We start from the raw sequence: 19,429 nt of genomic DNA, 5'->3' as shown, positions 1-19,429 counted from the left end.
ATCACTGATACTGTGTAAATTAAAATTAGCTATACCCTGTAATCAAGAAGGGTATAATAGTGGAAAGATTAATAGAGAGGATTTCCTTATGGCGCGTACTGTGCGTTATGTATTTAAAAAGAAGCAAAAAGATATTCCATTTTCTTACGGTCAATATAGAACGATTCATGAAGCTGTCGCGGCTGCCGAAGGAATTGACCTGACTGAGTTTTTAAAAATGGAACTCCAAGTTGGTATGGTATCAACCGATTCTAAAGCAGTAAAAGAGTATCGAGACAGCTATTTTAAACAGTTAGGTTTTGGCAAAATCGCGTTCTTGCGTGAAGAGAGCCAATCGATAAAAGATAACCGCAGTTAAATCGTGACTGAGCAATGATGAATCGAAACAATGGTTGAATCAGAATAATGCTTGAATCGTAGTTAAATAAATACTTCGGCAATTGAGACTTAATTTAATGTTAGTTAGAGAGTTTCAATTGCTTTTTTTTATCATTTTTTTATTTTTTTATTTCACTTACTCCTCATATGATTTTTTCTACAGTTTAAAAAAAACCCTATCAATCAATGGTTAATATTTAATCTTTTTTCTATCGATTAAAATTAATAATTGATGACACGCTCAACGCTTGGTTGTTATGAATAAGTTATTAGAATTTTAAATTTTCTCGCCTATATTTAGGGTAGTGATAACAATAATCACACTAATGGAATTTACAATAAATAGGTGAAGATATGAAGCGTAATTTATTAGCGAAATCAGTATTGGTTGGCCTTCTACTTCCAGCCGGTGCAATGGCAAGTCAAGTTGATATTTATGGTCTGATTCAAATGGACTACGGGTATCATGAACAAGAGACTCATGCTGGTGTTAATACTCATGACTGGGAACTTGAAAGTAGAGCTTCTCGTTTTGGTATTAAAGGTGATGTAGATGTGCCAGACACGAGTTTGAAAGCTATCTATAAATATGAGTTTGGTTTAAATGTCGATGGAAGTAATACGAGTAGTCAGGTTGATCTTGTTCAACGTGATACCTTCTTTGGCTTAGCGGGACAGAATTGGGGTTCGGTAAAATTTGGTCGTTACAGCTCTGCAACCAAGCAAGTGATGCATACTAAAGCGGGTGGAATTGATCTTTTTGATAACCAGACAAATGCTGATTATGATTATGTTTTCGTTGGTGATGACCGTGTTAGTAACCTAATAAGCTACCAAACACCAACTATTTTAGGTGGCTTACAGTGGACAATGATTATTCAGCCTGGTGAGGGGAGCGAGGGTGACAATGGTCCTGCTGATGGTATTTCAACAGCTTTAACTTATAGCACCAGCAAAACTTGGGCAGTGGGTTTAGCCTATAATAATAATATTAATGATACGGATATTATTAAATTAACCGGTAAATATCATGTCGGTGCCTTTGAGTTTGGTGCAGCTTATCAAAATGCGGATGGTCATGGTGATGATGATCTTTCTGGTGAAGGTGGTATGAGAGGATTAGGCACTGTAGGGCTTTCTCGTGAAAATATTGAATCTCAAAACGCTTACTTGTTAAATGCTGGCTATCACTTGGGAAAAATTTTACTGAAAGCTCAATGGGCCTATGGTGATTTAGAACAAAAAGATGGTTCTGAATCATATGATACTTATAACTATGCCATTGGTGCGGATTATAACTTTAGTCCAGCAATGAAGACTTACGTGACTTTAGCTCAAGGTCAAACAGATCTTGGTTACGGCAGCAATGGTAAAAACAGCCTTGCAACTGTCGGTATGATGTTGAAGTTCTAAATCATCTCATATAAGTGTTTAGTGGTTATTTTGCCTTTAGATCAAATTTATAAATAATTGAACTAAACTTTAAAAACAAGAGAAAACAGTGAGTAGCAGATTTCTGCTACTCTTTTTTTAAGGGAGATGATTATGAATAGAGTGGTCGTAACCATAATTGGAACAGTATTACTTGCCGGTTGTAATACCACTAGTCGTACAGATGAAAATACCGTCTATGCTGTTGATGTTCTTGAAACAGGCGACAATATGGCCGCGTTCTCTGATGAAAGTCAGGGGAAGAGTTTAGTTGTTTGGAGTGATGAAGAAAATAATCCAGGTCTGCTTAATGATGCAATGAATAAGCAGAAAACAGCAGCCCCTCAACTTGATACACCAACGATTCCGCCTAAAACAGCAAATACTAAGAGTGCAACGGCAGCGACAACTGCTACAGCGGTTTCAACAACTTCAATTCCAAAAGAGACAGCAACGAATGCCAACCCTGTTTCACATTTAATTGAAACTAGCTATACCACAGCAACGATTAACAGTGCCGTTCAAGCGCTTTATAGTGAAATGGATAAAGCTTGCAATGATGGTTGGGAAAAAATTCAAGAATACAGCAAAAAGATCCCACAAACTAATCAGTATCAACTTTACTATCGTTTCCGTTGTATCAATTAATTCAATAATAACCAAGCCATTTCATTTTCTATTTAAAAGTGATTCATAAGAAAATTGAATGACTTGGTTTTTTATGATTATAGCCTTCTTACTTGAAGTTGCTAGGTTATTGGCTACGCTCATTAGCCCCAATTATATAGTACACCTATACTCATGGGGGCCTCACTCACTTGCCGCCTACTAGCAACTCCAATTATTTTTGGTATAAGTTATCAATGACCTAAATTGTCAATAACTGCGAGTAACTTATCAATTCCTTGACGATCAACATCCTTATGAGTAACGAAACGCATAGGATTACCGCCTGAAATTAAAATATTTTGTTTTTTTAGTTCATTTAATAAGTGTGCTTGATCTAACTCTTCAGATACTTCAGCAAACAAGATATTGGTTTGAACTGACGACGGATCGATAGAAAAATGTTCTATTTTGTTTAACTCTTCAGCCAAATATTTAGCATTTTTATGATCTTCAATTAATAACGGCACTTGCTCTGTTAGTGCTAGTTTGCCAGCCGCAGCTAATATACCCGCTTGACGCATACCGCCACCAACCATTTTTCTCCAACGACGTGCCTCATTGATCAGTTCATGAGTGCCTAAAATCAGTGAGCCAATCGGAGCAGCAAGACCCTTAGATAAACAGACTGTCATTGAGTCAAAATATTGTGCAATTTCTTTGACATCTATATTCAATGCTGTCGCTGCGTTATATACTCTTGCGCCATCTAAATGAAGTTTTAATTGATTTTTATCAGCAAATTCACGAGCTTCTGATAAATAAGAGAGAGGGAGTACTTTGCCGCCAATGGTATTTTCTAAGCTTAATAGGCGAGTTCGTGCAAAGTGAATATCATCAGGTTTAATCGCTTTTTTTAATTTTTCAAAAGGTAAAGAACCATCCTCAGCATTCTCAATAGGCTGTGGTTGAACAGATCCTAAAATCGCAGCACCACCCGCTTCATATTTATAGTTATGAGCCTCTTGACCACATAAGTATTCATCACCTCGTTGACAGTGACTGATAATCGAAAGCAAATTGGCTTGTGTACCCGATGAAGTAAATAAAGCAGCTTCAAAACCATGACGTTCAGCAGCCCAAAGCTCAAGCTCATTTACAGTAGGATCATCACCATACACATCATCTCCGACAGGAGCTTTAGCCATTGCTTCACGCATAGCCGAAGTTGGGTGAGTTACAGTGTCTGAACGAAAGTCAATCATGGAATATTCCTAAATGTTAAGTATTAAGATCATGATTCTACTATAACATTATCTCGATAAATGAGGACAGGCATAATTTAATGAGGTTAATATAAAGTTGGGACAGGCACAAATATTGAACGAGGACATGCATGGTTTTAAACTGAATTTAAAAGTATGCCTGTCCTATGTTAGGAATAAGGACAGGCATAGTATGTAAGTTTTGAATCTGATGTTTATATTTAACTTTTTTGACGATCTCTTACACGTTTAATCATGGCTAAACGGCGTTCTGCTGATGCCTGATCTGCTTGAGGGTTATCCATGTTATTTCGACGACCTTGACGGTTTTTAAATGCAGGCTTACTGTTCATTTTCAAAATATACGAATCACGGTTTTTCGGTTCATAACCTGGTTGTTCAACGCGACGAATTCGTTGTTGGATTAATGATTCAACTTGAACTAGCGTCAATTCTTCTTCACGGTTAACGAATGAAACAGCATGACCACTCTTTCCTGCACGACCTGTTCGACCAATACGGTGGACATAATCTTCAGCAAGGAAAGGCATATCGTAATTAATAACAAATGGAAGATCTTCAATATCTAAACCTCGTGCCGCAACATCGGTTGCAACCATCACGCGAGCTTTACCTTCTTTAAATTCTGTAAGGGCACGACGGCGAGCACTTTGACCTTTATCTCCATGGCATAAAACAGCTTTAATACCATCTAATTTTAGCTCTTTGACTATTTCATTTGCAGTTTCTTTATAGTTCACGAAAACTAAAACTTGTTTCCAGTTTTTTCGACCAATTAACTCAGAAAGAAGTTCGGTCTTTTTCTCTTGATCGACAGGATAAACAACATGAGCAACTGTTTTCGCTGCAGTATTTTCACGATCAACAATAATACGTTTTGGTTTACGAAGAATATCAACAGCCAACTGGTTCATTTGAGTTGAGGTTGTTGCAGAAAACATCATAATTTGAGGTGCACTCTCAACTTCCATCATGATTTTTCTAACCGCATTAATAAAGCCCATATCCAGAATACGATCAGCTTCATCAAAGACTAAAAACTCAAGTTGGTTGATTGAAACATTTCCTTCTTGGAGGTGTTCTTCTAATCTGCCAGGGGTTGCAACTAAAATATCAACACCAAGTTCTAACTGACGAACTTGTGATGACATCTTATTTCCGCCATATACCGCTGTCACACTTAGGTTGGTATATTTAACAAACTCTTTAATATTCTGACTAATTTGAGCTGCTAGTTCACGGGTTGGTGCTAAAATAAGAGCTCTCGTTGTTTTGCGTGATGCAGGTTTTTCATTATCAAGCAGCTGTTGAATAAGTGGTAATGAAAACGCAGCAGTTTTCCCTGTTCCTGTTTGAGCCGTCGCTAAAATATCGTGGCCTTTACGTGCCATTGGAATCGCTTTTTGCTGAATAGGTGTGAGTTTTTCGTAACCACATTCAACAAGTGCTTTAACGAGTTCAGGGTGAAACCCTTGAGATGAAAATGACATGTAGCCGACTCCTTAAACAGACAGTCTTAAATTTAATTAGAATTGTTTGCCATTATAAAGCAAATAGAGTGATTTATCTCACAATTTATAAGCTTTATAGATTTTTATGACGATGTAGATTGTTTGTCTGTAGATTTGAATATGGGACAGGCACAATTTGTATTGGATTTTAAGTGTAAATGATCATTTGACCTTTATAGCTTAATTTATTTAATCAATCATAAATATATCCGTTAATAAGTGCCTGTCCTTAATTTACTTATTGATTTGAGTTATAATTTCTTGATTGATAGTAAGTAGAGACTTCAACGTGGCAAAAAGAACCCCAATTATTGATATGACATCTTATGGAATATATTCTCATTGGGATGCAAAATCTAAGCAACTACCAAAAATTACTGAGTTCACAACAACAATTCCAGCTAACGAAGATATAGAATTCGGTCTTACCGTTAATATTAAGAAAGCAAAAGGTGAATTAATCGAGTTTTGTATTTATCACCCAGGAGTGTTAGGGAAGAAAGGAAAAGTGCTTCCACCATTTGATGGCGAAGTTTATGTTCGTAGTAATGATTGGGATTTTTACTTAGGGGATACAATCCAGTTGCTAGATCCCATTAATGGATTTGATAGCAATATTGGAAAATGGAGAATGACCTTAGAGCTTAATGGAAAACTCATTGCGGAAAAAACCTTTGATGTTGTTGCAGCTGATGAAGCTAATTTTTGGAAGCAACGTGGATTTTAACTTACAATAATTTGAAAAAGTAGGGTTTTTGGCACATGAGACATTGCCTATGTGCCAAAAATATTAATTTAATTACAGTAGTTTATTGATTGTTTCTTGTAGTTCCTTTTCAATATCTGCATTTATTATTTTATTTTCTTCTAAATCAAAGTTTGAGTAAAAATTAGGAACAGATAATTGACCTTTTACATTGCCTGCAAAAAATGGAGCAGACCCAGTTGCTGCAGCAAGGACATTTTGTGCACCGCCCGGACCCGGTGAGGTTGCAAGCATTATTGTAGGTATATTTTGATAAACTTCGCGATTTACTCTTGTCGTCCAATCAAAAATATTCTTGAATGCGGCAGTATAATGACCATTATGTTCAGCAAATGAAATAACAATGGCATCATATTTACCTAACTCTTCAAAAAAAGCCTTTGCGTTTGGTTGTTGACCAACTTCTTTTTCTAATTGCTCGCTAAAAATAGGCATATCATATTGGTTTAAATCAAGGACAGTCACTGTTGCACCTGAAATTAAAGATGCAGCATAACTTGCTAGTTTCTGATTGATTGATGATGTGCTTGTGCTTGCACCAATTGCTAAAATTTTCATATAAGACCTTAATTTGTAGTTAATTATTTTTGAGGAGTCTTGTTGCAAATGGATGCCTGTCCTCATTTAAATACTTTATTTAGATTTATAATATAGCAGTCAATTATAGGAATAAATAGCAACTTTACGAAGTAACTGTTCGTATTTTAAGAACAATAAAAGCCAAATAAATAAGAACAATGAAAGTAGGCGTTGTAGAGAATATGAATACGGCTTAAAGTGAAAGAAGATATGTGAAGTGAAGATATTCTAGATAATTAAACCACAAGAATACTTTCGCCCCATTAACGTGATAGCTTGATCAATATCTTTCTTCGATCCAATTAAATGTGCATTTTTCTCTTCAAAATAAAGACAACGATAAATCCATTGCTCTATGTTGATATTGATACGATTTAAAATAGATGGCGCTTTATGATTAATTTTTCCTGATTTATCATCTCGATATTGCCTTCCTGTCCAATCTAATAACTTTAAATAATCGCTCAGAGTAAAATTTAATATGTGGCGTTTTTTTACTTTTGTCTTAAATCCAGCCAAAAACGTTGGTAAGTTTAAATTATTTTTTATGGCATCAATTCGAGTTTTAATTGATGTGTATCGCGACTGTTCAGGTAAATTTACTTCCCTTGCACGAACAGGGTTTAAATCAACATATGCCATTGCTGCAATTAAAGCATTATCATCCAATAGTGCCTGACACTTAAATCGTCCCTCCCAAAAATGCCCTGTACATCTATCTTCTTTATTTGCCAATGTAGCAATCCATTCATTCAATGATTTCATATACCAACTCAGACTATATAAACGGTTACGCCAACTTTGAATAATTTTTTCACACTGCTTCATTTCAAATTTAGTTTTTAAATCACCACTTACATATTTAGTAATGAGTGTGGGTGAGTGATGCAGTTTTAGCCATCGATTTATTACTTCAAGGTTGCTAAGCTGCAATGCTTCCTGCTCATCAATACAGCAAACTAAGTGATAGTGGTTACTCATTATCGAATAGGCACAAAGTTTTATAGTAAAAACCTCAGATAATTGCTTCATTCTTGATTCAATGAAAGCTCGGCGGTGTTCGAATGATTTTTGAGTGACAGCATCTTCTCCGCATAAAAAGCTGCGACGAACACATCGAGAGACGCAATGATAATATTTTGTTGCTTCTAAGCAGATTTGTTTACTTCTTGCTGTCGTCATGATTTCTCCTTAATACATTCATAGTTGAATTCCACTGCTATTTTCATTGAATAGCATTGGTGATGCATGACAATAGGAGTGAATTTGTGAAGTTTGTTCCTAAGATAGTTGAAACAACTTGTAGTTGCAGTAGAAAAGATTGTTATTAATCCGAGAAGATTTTAGCTATTAAACTAATGTTATGGGACAGGCATAAGTTATATATAAATTGAATGTTTTATCTGACCAATATTATAAATTTGTGCCTGTCCCATGTTATGAGATTATAAAAATCATGCCTGTCCTGAAATGAAATATGCCCTGAAATAAAGCGTAACAATCTTTAACCTTATTATTAAATTTAAAAATATTATTTAGAATTATAATGCAACCCATCATGAATATAATTTAACCTCTCAGTGGTATAGTGAACTAAATTTAATTCTTTCAATATCAATAAGGTTTGCAATATGAAAAGATTATTATCATTTATTATTACATTATTTATCTCAAGCTCATTAATATTTTCAACCGGCGCCATAGCGGATGGAAAACTAAATAGTGTTATAGAAGCTTATCGAGTCACGGTGGACAACAGTGGTGAAGAGGTTCGCTCACCAGCCGAAGAGGCATTCCCGGGGGATATCATTGAATATCAACTGGTTTATAGCAATGTCTCTGAGGGTGATCTTAAATCCCTTGCGATTACAGGGCCGATCCCAACCAATACCACCTATGTTGCAAACAGTAACCGAACCAAAGTTGATTCAGAATTTACCGTCTCAATAGATAACAAAAAAACGTTTGAATCTGAGCCAGTAAAGCGTAAAGAAGTAAAAGATGGTAAAGAAGTGGAAGTTATTATCTCTGCCGAAGAGTATCACGCCCTGCGCTGGAATACTCAAGCGTTATTAAAAGCGGGAGAAGAACAAGTATTTACTTATCGAGTTAAAGTTAATTAATTATTTATAATAAACATATTAATTAATAACTAAACATATTAATAGCTAAACATATTAATAATTAAGAAAAGTAACTAAGTAAAATAACAAAGTAAAATAACAAAGAAAAGTAACTAAAAAAGAAAAAATAACTAAGTACGGAAACAAAGTATAAATAAAAATTGACTTCATGGAGGGTGATGACTTATTTGAATTTTAAAAATAATAAAACCAATTCTTTTTTAATGATTTCATATTACTAATATAAGGTGATTGATATGGAAACGCGTAATAAATGGAAGCTTACGTGGGCAGCAGGTTTAATCTTAGGGGTTTCTTCCCTCTCAGGTTTAGCTTATGCAGCAAGTACTCCGCCAGATACAGAAATAACCAACCAGGCGACAGTAACTTATGAAGATGCCCTCGGGAATGGGTTCACCGCAACCTCTAATGAAGCGGTAATTACAGTAGGACAAGCTTATGCGGCTAGCCTCGGTGTGGATAGAGTAGTCTCAGTACCAATTGGTGGAATGGCAACAACTGTTCATACTTTAACCAATGAGGGTAATGTATTAGATACTTACTCAATGTCCTGTGGGTCTCATGATGAAGGTGGTGCCGTCACTGGTCTTACTCCAAAGGCCTACTTTGATCTAAATGGCAATGGTCAAGTTGACTCTAATGAATTGGGCTCAGAGTATAGTTGTGCTGGTACTGGTGCTTCGCAATCCATTAAACTGGCGCCAGGTGAGTCTAAAGATATTCTTCTTCAAGCTCCAACAGCAGGTACAACCGCTAATACAACATACGGTATGTTTATTAATGCATCAACAAGTGCTCCTGGTATTGTCGTTGACGATCTTACTCCCAATAACGGTCTTGATTCAAGTTCAGGTGGTGAAGGAAGCAACCACGATCTGGTTCACGTTGTTGCTGGTGATGTGCCTATTCTACAACTTGTTAAAGATGCGGCATTCATTCCAGATGGTGGTGCGGTGACGGGAACTGACCGAATCGAGTATACCGTAACGATTAGAAATGTCGGTCAGGCAGATGCATCTGATGTTATTTTTGTGGATGGATTACCAGAGGGAACAACTTTTGTTAGTGCTAGTTTCAATGGTTCATTGGGTGCAGATATTGACGCAGCCGCATGTACATTAGATGAAGCAGGTTCGATTACATCTAGTGTTCTATCTCCCCTCACGCCAATTTCAATTCCAGCCGAAGATTACAACTCAAATGGTAAATCTGAGACAAGTGTAGCCGGTGTTTGTGCTAAAGATCTCATCTTAGAATCCGGTACAACTATGACCGTTACTTTCTCTGTTGATTTTGATCCGTTAGATATCAATCCAAAAGAGGGGATCAACAATATCGCTTACGGTTGTTATGATTCAGATAGCACCAATACCAACTATACAACCGCTGAATGTTCAGAATCTAATAATCACTTCCTTGGTGAAGATGTCCTAACGTCTATCATTGATGGGGAGATTGTCGATACAGGAAATAAAGGAGCGGCTAGCGACCCTGGTGGTGTAGGTGATACCAATCCAACTGCAAATATTCAGACAGTTGATGAAGCTGAAGAAGGTTCTCAATTCTTCTTCTATAACATTGTTACTAACCTGAGTAACACGGAACAAGCCTTTATTTTAACCACTGATATAGGTAATCATCCTCATCCGAGTACACCTTCAATCGGCCCTCAAGGCTTCCCAGAAGATACGAAAGTGTCTTATATGAATGCAAATGGTGAGATTCCGCTGCTTAACGGTAATACCGCACCAATGCAATCTGCAAGTTGTTTAACAACAGATAGTTCGGTTCAAACCATTGATAATATAGATTTTTCTTGTAACCAAATGCTGGTTAGAGTCATGGTCACGTTACCATTTGGTCATGTAGGTGATACAGACTTAACCGCAACGACCAAGATCACTTCGGTGAGTGATCCAAGCATTGAATCAGCTGGTAAAGACGAATTCCTTGGGGAGATCACTAAAAGCACTGCGCGTGTTGATTTAGCTAACTCAACTCAAGCTACAGGCTTTGGTGATAAAGATGTTGAACCACCAGTAAATGCTGATAAAGCAGGAACTGGAACTGAAACCGGGAACGCTACTAAAATTAAACAAGCAGTACCGGGAGAGACGGTTATATTTGACCTCTTTATTGCTAACGAAAGCTCAACGCCTGATAGCTATATCTTAGGACATGGTATTGATACTGGTTTATCTTTTGATGCGGAGGGTAAACCCGATAAAGTTATTCAAGATCTCCCTGCAGGTTGGGTCGTTGTCTTTAAAGATAGTCGTGGTGTCGTGATTGATGGAGAAACAGAGATCATTGATCCTGTCGGTCCAGCGCCTGGTCTAGATAATGTATTTGCGTATACCGCTCATGTTACGGTACCAGAAGATGCCACAGCAGATACAACAAATATCGTATTCTCAGCCATTTCAGCTCGAGAGGGTGCAGCAGATGCGATTAACGACTACAAGATTGATGCCATTACCGTTACACTTGATCCTGATGTCATTATTAGCCCAGTCAAACTTGAAAATTCAGTCCAACAAGGTGGACGTGTTGAGTTTGAACATGATATTACCAACAACGGCTTTGCAAGCGATACCATATCGATTGGTGTTGCTGATACTGAAGCAGCCAATAATTTTAATACCGTAATTAAAGTGGTATTAGATGATGGTACTAAAGTGCTGCTGAGTGAAGTGTGTACTTTTACTGATCCTATCATTATTGATGGTGTAACTTATACCTCCCCAACTAACTTAGACTGTGCAACAAATGCGTTAAACCCAGTCTTTACCCTTGAGCCGAAAAAAACGATCTCGATTGTCGCCGAAGTGACTGCACCAACCAGTGCTAAAGAAGGCGCGACAAACGAGTCGACCATCACTGTCACAACATCGACGACTTCCGATGATATTGCCATCGATAAAGTCACAGTCGTGACCTCTGATGTTAAACTGAAACTGTTCAAGTTCGTAGCTAAGGCTAAGGATTGTGGGGCAACAACAGATGTCACAACTACATTCCAAATCAATCACAGTACCACGATCTTACCTGGCGAGTGTGCAATCTGGCGTGTGGTTGCAAAGAATGTCGGAACCGAAAATGCTAAAAATGTGGTGATTCAGGATAACCTCCCCGAATTTACCACCTTTGTAGACGGAACATTAAGAGCTTGTGTCTTGAATGGGGTAGCAGGAGAAAATACAGCTCTGCATAATCCGGATGGATTTGGTCAAACCCCTCACGCCGCTGGTGGCGATATTGATACTGAGATCGGGGATATTTGTTCTTTAGCGCCATATTCTTATGCTGACTTTATTGATGGAACCGTTGGCTTCGTGATTGGCACCATGATCCCTGGTGATAAAGCGGCTGTTGAGTTTAAAGTCAAGGTTAATTAATCAAGCTGAAATAGTGGATTAATTCAATTTAACCCCCAAAAGATTGAAGCTGTCGCCCCATTTAAAATAAGGCAGCAGCTTCAATCAGGGAATAAAACTGTAATCATAATTCATAATTCATAATTCATATTTTATAAGTAAAAGTAAAAGTAAAAGTAAAAATAAGAAAAAGCCAACCGCAACTTAAATGAATCACAACGCTAGCTGTCGTTGGCTTTATTTTCTCATGTTTTATTTTCCTGTATTTTTAATGAGTTAGGGTTGTTAATTATGTTGGGTGATAATTAAAATTAATAAATTAATAAATTAATAAATTAATAAATTAATAAATTAATAAATTAATAAAAATTGTAGTGAAAATAAAGAGTGAAAAATAAAGCAACACTCTGGCTTAATTAGTAATAATTTAAGAATTATACATTGAATAAGTAAAGCATAGAGCATCTATTTAACCCTAGAGCCGTACTAATTTCTGTTTAATTAAAGTGTTTTGAGTGGCACTTTAATTAAATAGAAGTAAGTAATAAAAAACAAAAAACAAAAAATAAAATAATTTAATTTCATAAAGCAGCTTTCTATTGCATGGATAGCTAGGCATTAACCCAATTAATGGTGTGATGATCATGGCAGCGCAAAAAAAACATATATTAAAGGACTTCACTATCGTTATCGGTGCGCTATTACTTATGGTAAGTAATGTGTTTGCATTAACGCCCCCGGGGCAAGTGATTTATAATCAGGCAACCGCCAGTTATATCGATAGTGAAACAGGATTTTTTCATCAGTATATCTTTTCCAATACCGCTAAGTTTACGGTAGGTGAAATTTTGGGGGTTGAAATAACCCCAGATCAAGAGATCGATAACAGCACTGCGGCGCCAGCAACGATTGCCGTGACGGCCCCTGGTCATGAGACACATATTTCTCATCAAGTGATCAATCGGGGTAATGTCAAAGATCGCTATCTCGTCGACACTTTCAACACATCAGAGAGTGACAGTGGTTCACTAGGGTCGCATGTTAGCTCAACGTCATACAAAATTAAAATCTATTCTGATAACAATCAAAATGGACAACTTGAGCCAGAAGAAGTTGAATTAGAAAAAGAGAGTTCAGGTCAATATATCACCCCTAGATTAGCGCCGGGTGAGATCTTCCCAATCCTATTTTCTGTCTATGTTCCACCCACTCAAATTGATGGCAGTAACTACTACTTTTCCACAGTGACAACCTCGATAGAAGATAAGATGGTCACGGATGAAACATGGAGTAAAGTGATCGTTAATACTGCGGGTAATATCGATATCTCTCTAAAGGGAACTCACCTGTGTGAAACTATTTTATACCCAGGTGATAAGATCGATTTCAGGGTCGACTACCGAAATACGGGTAATCAAATGATCGACTATACCGAAGGTCCCTACAACGTTTATGACTCTGAAGATTCAAACGTTAAACAACTTTCAGGGGTTTTGATTACCGCCGATGTTCCACCAAACATCACCATTGAAGAGATGGTCAATATCGACGATTATGCACCAAGGCTGATCTCCCTCTCAAGTAATGATTTTATTGGTGGTATCGTTTTAGTGGGTAAAAACCGTCAAGGCAGCAGCCTTAACCCTTCTAATCAAGAATTAGACTGGTATCGGTATGATACATGGAAAGAGAACGTCAATTCTCCTATAGAGCGAATTGGCTTTTTAGTGAATAAAACCTATTTCCAGCCTAACTTCTTTGGTCATTTTACTTATAACGCCAGAGTTAATGAATCGTTCCATGATCAACAATTGGTCGTTAATTCAGTGGCCGAAGTCAATATTGGAGAGAGAAGTGCCAACACAGACGATCCCAGCAATCAAGGGAAAACTATTTACAGTAATAACTACTGTAATACCCTCGGTTCGTTAGATCAGCCCGCGGTAACCATCAGTTTTACCAAGGTTAATTCCAACTTGGTGCAAACGCGTCGCAAAATTGATTACAGTAATGATGAACATTTTGAAGATACCGAATATTACACCCATACCGACAGTGGTAGCTTCGAACCATTAAAAGACAGTATCCATGCAAGAATCAATCTACCAAGAGCCAATAAAAACCGAGCATTGATCGATTTAATCGGGCCAAAAGATTCCGGCTTCCCTATTCGTTTGATTAATGAAAGTGGGGAGTATATCTATTGGTATATGGCAGAGACTGGGCCAAATACGGGGATTTTTAAAACCGTTGCCCCTTCTCATGTCAAAGTGAACTCGTCGGGAATACCGAATGAGGATCCGTCGACCATGACCAAAAAGAGTCGAGCCATTAAATCAACCCGTGGCGGTGCGCAGTGTTTAGGTAGCCTTTCAGGTAGTCCATTTTATACGGGAGATATCACCACCGACGATCTCGTTGACTCTATGCGGGCGATCATTAATTTAGACGCTGAAGATCTAAACTTTGGTGATGGCGATCTGACCAATGCCGATTGCCAAATCTCCGCTAAGTTTAATGAACGGCTGTTAGTTCGTGTTTATGAGAGCGATCCAGAGCAAGAAGGTTCATATAACTTATTGTTAGAAGATATCTCATGGGTTAGCCCTCAAATGCGCGTCTTTAATACCTTATCAAAAGAACCCGTTGCTGATGTTCCTGTTACGTTCTATCAATACGTTAAAGATTCGGAACCAATACGACTTGAGACGGTGAATTCAACCAGTGATGGCACCGTGCCTTATCCCGAAGCGCTATTAGAGACCAATAATAACGGATATTTCATTAACGTCGCCAATGGTGAAAGCTATAGCTGGCCGACAGAAATCAAACAGCCGAATGCTTTTATTAATTATCATGTCACCGACGCCTCTTACGGTAAAGATGGCCCGATGGGTCAACAAGAGTCTGGTATTTTTTATCCTAATGATGGCGAGTTACAGTTTGATATTCCCGTTGATCCAACCATCAGCTCAGGACAACTGTTGATCGAGAAAACCGCCGACCTTTCAGAAGCTGAAATCGGTAGTTATGTTCGTTACACCGTGACCATCAATAATTACATGGATGCTGGCGACTTTTATCGTCTCAATCTTTATGATGCCATTCCTTATGGTTTTAAATATATCGAAGGAATGACCACCATCAACAGCGTCTCTGTCGATGACCCGACTCAACTGAGCGATGGTTCACTTCACTTTGATCTCAATCAGTTATCAGGTCAAGGTCACGCCATAAAACTAAAAATTGGCGAACCTGTTGAGGTGAAATACCTATTACAACTCACGTCAGGCGCGATTGAATCCGATGGCATAAACTCAGCCTATGTCACTGCTTCAGTTGGAAATAGTCAGGAGATTATTGAGTCTAATACGGCCAATTTCCGTATCGATATCCGACAAACTGGCGTGCTAAACGATCGCAGTATCATCTTTGGTAAAGTCTACCTCGATGGAAATTGTGATGGTCAACAAGCTGATGGTGAGTGGCCAATTGGTGGCGTTAAACTCTACCTAGAGACCGGTGACTATGTCATTACCGATGAGAACGGACAGTATTCGCTATTTGGCGTTCAACCCGGGGTTCATGTGTTGCGAGCCGATCCTTATAGCTTGCCAGAAGGGCTGGAACTCAAACCCCTCGACCCCCGAAATGCCGGGGAAGGAAGCTCTCGTTTTGCTGATGTAAGAATAGGGGAGATGCACCGCGCCGACTTTGCCGCTAATTGTCCAGCCACTAATAGCGAAGCGATCATGGCAGAAATTAAAGAGCGCAACGTCAATATTAATGGCAGTTGGTTATTAGATGAAGCGATGAACTACCAAGGCACATTAGAAGAAAATAACCAAACTGCACCGACAACCGGTGATCTAAACAATGCCGTACTGTATGGTCCTGGCGATCAAAAGGTCAATGTTGAAAATCCTGAAACCAAGAAACTCGCTCAATTTACAGGCTTTGCAATTGAGTTAGGTGCAGGGACAGAAAAAGCGATGATGAATCGTCTCAATAAGTTAGATAAAGCGTTGCAAGAAGAGGCCTATCTCTATCAGTTAGATGAGAAAAAATTCAGCTTACGGATCGGTTTTAGTCCCGAAGAGACGCGTTTAACACAGTTAGAAGGGGATTTAGCCGGATATCGAATCAAAGGCAAAATAGTGCCGACCATTTATGAAGGGATCCCATTAGAAAAACGCTTTGCGATTGATAATAAAATCGAACGTTCCATTCCATTGCCATTAAAAGAAGCGAAAAAGATCACCCGTCAACAAGCCGCCGAAGGAACATGGTTATGGCCGACAGATCCAACTCGTGCTGATGGGCGTTTTATCGCGGTCGTTAAATCGGGGATGAAGCCTAAACTTTACCTCAATGGTGAAGAGGTCAATGAAGATCGCTTAGGTGAGCAGGTATTAAATAAACGTGAACGAGCTGAAATCCTTGGCTGGTATGGTGTGCCACTCAAAACAGGCAAAAATCTAGTCGAAATTAAAGCCGTTGATCAGTTCAACAATGAACGAGTGTTATTAAGTGAAACCTTTATCAGACCGCTATCTCCAGTTAGGGTGTCGATTACCGCTGATAGCGATCAAAACCTGAAAGCCGATGGGGGACGTAGTGTGGTTCCACTTAAGGTTCGTGTTTACGATAACAATAATAACCTCGTGAGCGGCACCCACTTTATTACGTTAGATTCTGATGCAGGCAATGTCTGGCTTGATCCTGATATTCAAGATCAAGAGACGGGGCATCAAGTTCGTGTGACTGACGGTGAAAAGACCGTTTACCTCCGCTCATCAGAAGTGACCGGTAATATCCAAGTTGCAGCAAAATATAACGACATGGAAGATGAAACCACTGTTTATCAAATTGCCGATCAACGTCCGCTATTTGTTACCGGTGTGGCTAATTTAAGTGCCAAATTTGCCGATATCACGGGCACCATTCCCGATAACCAATTAGAAGGCTATCAAGATGGAGAGTGGGACTATTCCGACCGTTTTGCGATCTTTATGAAGGGTCGAATTGTGGGCGGTAATTACTTAACCCTAAGTTACGACACCGATAAAGACGATGAGGATTTCTTCCGCGAACTAAACCCAGAAAGCTACTACCCGATTGCCGGGGATGCCAGTATTCGAGGTTATGAAGCGCGCAGCACCAGTAAATTCTATGCCAAGCTTGAGCGCGATAGACACTTCTTGATGTGGGGGGATTACAACACCGGCGATGATGCCAACAGTTATGATCTCGGACAGTCGACTCAAGTCGTGAATGGATTAATGGGCGTATACGATAATAATAAACTTCGGATACAAGTCTATGGCGCACAACCTGAAGATTTACTGAAAGTCGCACGTTTTGATGGTAACGGAACCGCGATGTTCTACGACATCAACGGAGATACCCGAGAAGATATCGTCCGCCACTCAGAAACCGTCACTATTTTTACTTATGACCGTGACAACCGAGGGCTAGTGATCGATAAGAAAGAACTCTCTCGTTATACCGACTACGTTTTAGATTACTACAACGGAACCATTCGCTTTAACGATGCGATCCCAAGTGTCGATGAAGAGTTTAACCCGATTACCGTTCAAGTGACGTATGACGTTGAAGATGGCGGTGATAAATATAACCTCGCGGGTGGACGCTTAACCTATCGTGTTACCGATGATCTGCTTGCTGGTGTCAGTTATGAAACCAATGAACATCGAACAGAAGGTTACGATATTGGCAGTGTTTGGTTTGATTATGAGTTAGGGTCGAAAACAACCTTAAGTGGCTCATTCGCCAAGATCAAAAATACAGGATTAAAGAACGATCCTGATCGAGAACTGACCGATCAAGAGCTTGATGATCTTGAATCAGGTAACGCGTATCGAATCCGAATTAAGCATAACTGGAGCCGTAATGCGGATACCGCCATTGAGTACGCCTATGCCGAACAAGGTTTCGATCACAGTGGTTCAGGCATCATGAAAGGACAAGAAGAGTTAAGTATTGACCATACCCAACGTCTTGGATCGAACGTGACCTTAAATATCGATGGTAATCACAGTAAAGATTTGGTTGATGATGATACCCAACAAAGTATTGGTGCCACCGTTACCACACCACTGTTTGGTACTGAGTGGGATGTGACCGCGGGAAGCCGATATATCAAAAGTGAGTACTCAAATAATTCAGATCGCAATGAAGAGTTCGCTACGGGGATTGTCGGCTTAGGTCGTAATATTAATATTCTCGATAAATCAGGCCGTGTTGATCTTGAATATGAACGAAGTTTTGATGATGCCGAGAAAGAACGAGTCAGCGCGAGAGGGGATCTACAGGTTCATGATCAAGCCAAAGTTTATGCTCAATATGAGTTTGTCGATTCTGTGTCAGGGATCAGTGGGCTAGGCAGTGGTTCAACCAATGAGTTCTCAGCCGGTATCGAAGTTGATTGGCTCGGTGGTGGTCAAACCTACAATGAACTCAAACAACGTGGTGTGAGTGATGGACGAGAACTGGAGTTGATCAACGGCTACCGAGGACGTTTCGAATTAGAGCCGGGTCTATCGATAGATCCAAGCCTTGAGTATGTTCATGTGCTCTATAGCGGCAATAACAAGAGTTTAGAGAATGGTTGGGCGGCATCCGTCGGAATAGCCGACACCCGTCACGATAACTATAAAACCAGTAGCCGTGTCGAGTATCGCAGTGGTGAAAGCCAAGATTATTACGGCGTTTCAGGGGCGTGGGTGACGCGAATTAATATCGATTGGAGCGCGATGGTTCGAGAAGAGTTCCGCTATGTTGACCGTGCAGATGGTGACGACAGTTGGAGCAATGACTTTAGCCTTGGTTTTGCTTACCGTCCTCGCCTCAATAATCGCTACAACATGTTAGCCATGTATGAGTGGAAAAAAGAGGACGACGACGCCGAGAGAGATGTCCATATCGCCTCAACCCATCAAAACTATCAGTTGACCGACAACGTCACGTTATCGGGACGCGTCGGGGTGAAAAGTGAGAGCTATCGAGATACCGAAATACTCAAACAAGTTGACTCTGTTAGCTCTATTTACGATGGCCGAATTATCTACAACATAGATCAACGTTGGGATCTTGATATCCATGGCGGAGTGTTGGCAACGGATGGTTTTGAAAGTGTCCGTTATTCTGCGGGAGCAGGGATTAACTACCTGTTAATGAAGAATTTACGTCTCGGAATTGGTTATAACCTTGTTGGATTTAATGACGACGATCTCGATCCACAAGGCTACAACCTCGATGGGGGATACATCAACTTAATGTTTAAGTTTGATGAGCAGATGTTTGACTGGTTAGCAGAGTAAAAAAGGGA

The 19,429-nt window shown here is 39.1% G+C and carries 11 protein-coding genes; 7 read left to right on the top strand and 4 right to left on the bottom strand.

Features of this window, described 5'->3' with window-relative positions; genetic code table 11:
* The first annotated feature begins 88 nt into the window (after nucleotides 1-88).
* From L0B53_RS01580 to L0B53_RS01570, 3 genes are all read left to right on the top strand, one after another.
* Nucleotides 89-358 carry a DUF2960 domain-containing protein gene (locus L0B53_RS01580; RefSeq protein ID WP_235059558.1) on the top strand — a complete coding sequence of 90 codons (270 nt, stop codon included), beginning with the start codon at nucleotides 89-91 and terminating at the stop codon, nucleotides 356-358.
* A gap of 374 nt (nucleotides 359-732) precedes the next feature.
* Nucleotides 733-1,791 carry a porin gene (locus tag L0B53_RS01575; RefSeq protein ID WP_235059557.1) on the top strand — a complete coding sequence of 353 codons (1,059 nt, stop codon included), beginning with the start codon at nucleotides 733-735 and terminating at the stop codon, nucleotides 1,789-1,791.
* 132 nt (nucleotides 1,792-1,923) lie between these two features.
* Entirely contained in the window at nucleotides 1,924-2,457 is a 534-nt protein-coding gene (locus L0B53_RS01570) for a hypothetical protein (RefSeq protein ID WP_235059556.1), read from the top strand.
* Between the two features lie 212 nt (nucleotides 2,458-2,669).
* Here L0B53_RS01570 and ltaE read toward each other — a convergent pair whose 3' ends face one another.
* Nucleotides 2,670-3,677, bottom strand: coding sequence for a low-specificity L-threonine aldolase (gene ltaE / locus L0B53_RS01565; RefSeq protein ID WP_235059737.1), 1,008 nt, complete (start codon nucleotides 3,675-3,677; stop codon nucleotides 2,670-2,672).
* Between the two features lie 224 nt (nucleotides 3,678-3,901).
* Nucleotides 3,902-5,191, bottom strand: a complete 1,290-nt coding sequence (locus L0B53_RS01560; RefSeq protein ID WP_235059555.1) for a DEAD/DEAH box helicase — start codon at nucleotides 5,189-5,191, stop codon at nucleotides 3,902-3,904.
* Between the two features lie 310 nt (nucleotides 5,192-5,501).
* Between L0B53_RS01560 and L0B53_RS01555 the strand changes: the two genes are divergently transcribed.
* The gene (locus L0B53_RS01555; protein WP_235059554.1) at nucleotides 5,502-5,939 is read left to right on the top strand and encodes a DUF3859 domain-containing protein; all 438 of its coding nucleotides are present in this window, start codon (nucleotides 5,502-5,504) and stop codon (nucleotides 5,937-5,939) included.
* A 72-nt stretch (nucleotides 5,940-6,011) separates the two neighbouring features.
* Here the strand turns inward: L0B53_RS01555 and L0B53_RS01550 are convergent, their stop codons facing one another.
* The gene (locus tag L0B53_RS01550; protein ID WP_235059553.1) at nucleotides 6,012-6,536 is read right to left on the bottom strand and encodes an NADPH-dependent FMN reductase; all 525 of its coding nucleotides are present in this window, start codon (nucleotides 6,534-6,536) and stop codon (nucleotides 6,012-6,014) included.
* Between the two features lie 249 nt (nucleotides 6,537-6,785).
* Complete coding sequence (locus tag L0B53_RS01545; RefSeq protein ID WP_235059552.1) at nucleotides 6,786-7,739, bottom strand: transposase; 954 nt, start codon at nucleotides 7,737-7,739, stop codon at nucleotides 6,786-6,788.
* Nucleotides 7,740-8,188: 449 nt separating this feature from the next.
* Between L0B53_RS01545 and L0B53_RS01540 the strand changes: the two genes are divergently transcribed.
* The 3 genes from L0B53_RS01540 to L0B53_RS01530 all read left to right on the top strand — a co-directional run bounded on the left by L0B53_RS01540 (nucleotide 8,189) and on the right by L0B53_RS01530 (nucleotide 19,421).
* The gene (locus L0B53_RS01540; RefSeq protein WP_235059551.1) at nucleotides 8,189-8,680 is read left to right on the top strand and encodes a hypothetical protein; all 492 of its coding nucleotides are present in this window, start codon (nucleotides 8,189-8,191) and stop codon (nucleotides 8,678-8,680) included.
* Between the two features lie 257 nt (nucleotides 8,681-8,937).
* Nucleotides 8,938-12,099, top strand: a complete 3,162-nt coding sequence (locus L0B53_RS01535) for a DUF11 domain-containing protein (protein WP_235059550.1) — start codon at nucleotides 8,938-8,940, stop codon at nucleotides 12,097-12,099.
* A gap of 623 nt (nucleotides 12,100-12,722) precedes the next feature.
* Nucleotides 12,723-19,421: a hypothetical protein gene (locus L0B53_RS01530; RefSeq protein ID WP_235059549.1), complete on the top strand. Its 6,699-nt coding sequence runs from the start codon at nucleotides 12,723-12,725 to the stop codon at nucleotides 19,419-19,421.
* Nucleotides 19,422-19,429: the final 8 nt, after the last annotated feature.

Origin of the sequence: Vibrio sp. SS-MA-C1-2 (assembly GCF_021513135.1) — a bacterium.
GTDB lineage: Bacteria > Pseudomonadota > Gammaproteobacteria > Enterobacterales > Vibrionaceae.
The sequence above is the reverse complement of the archived record's forward strand: the minus strand, read 5'-3'. Positions and strand labels throughout refer to the sequence as shown.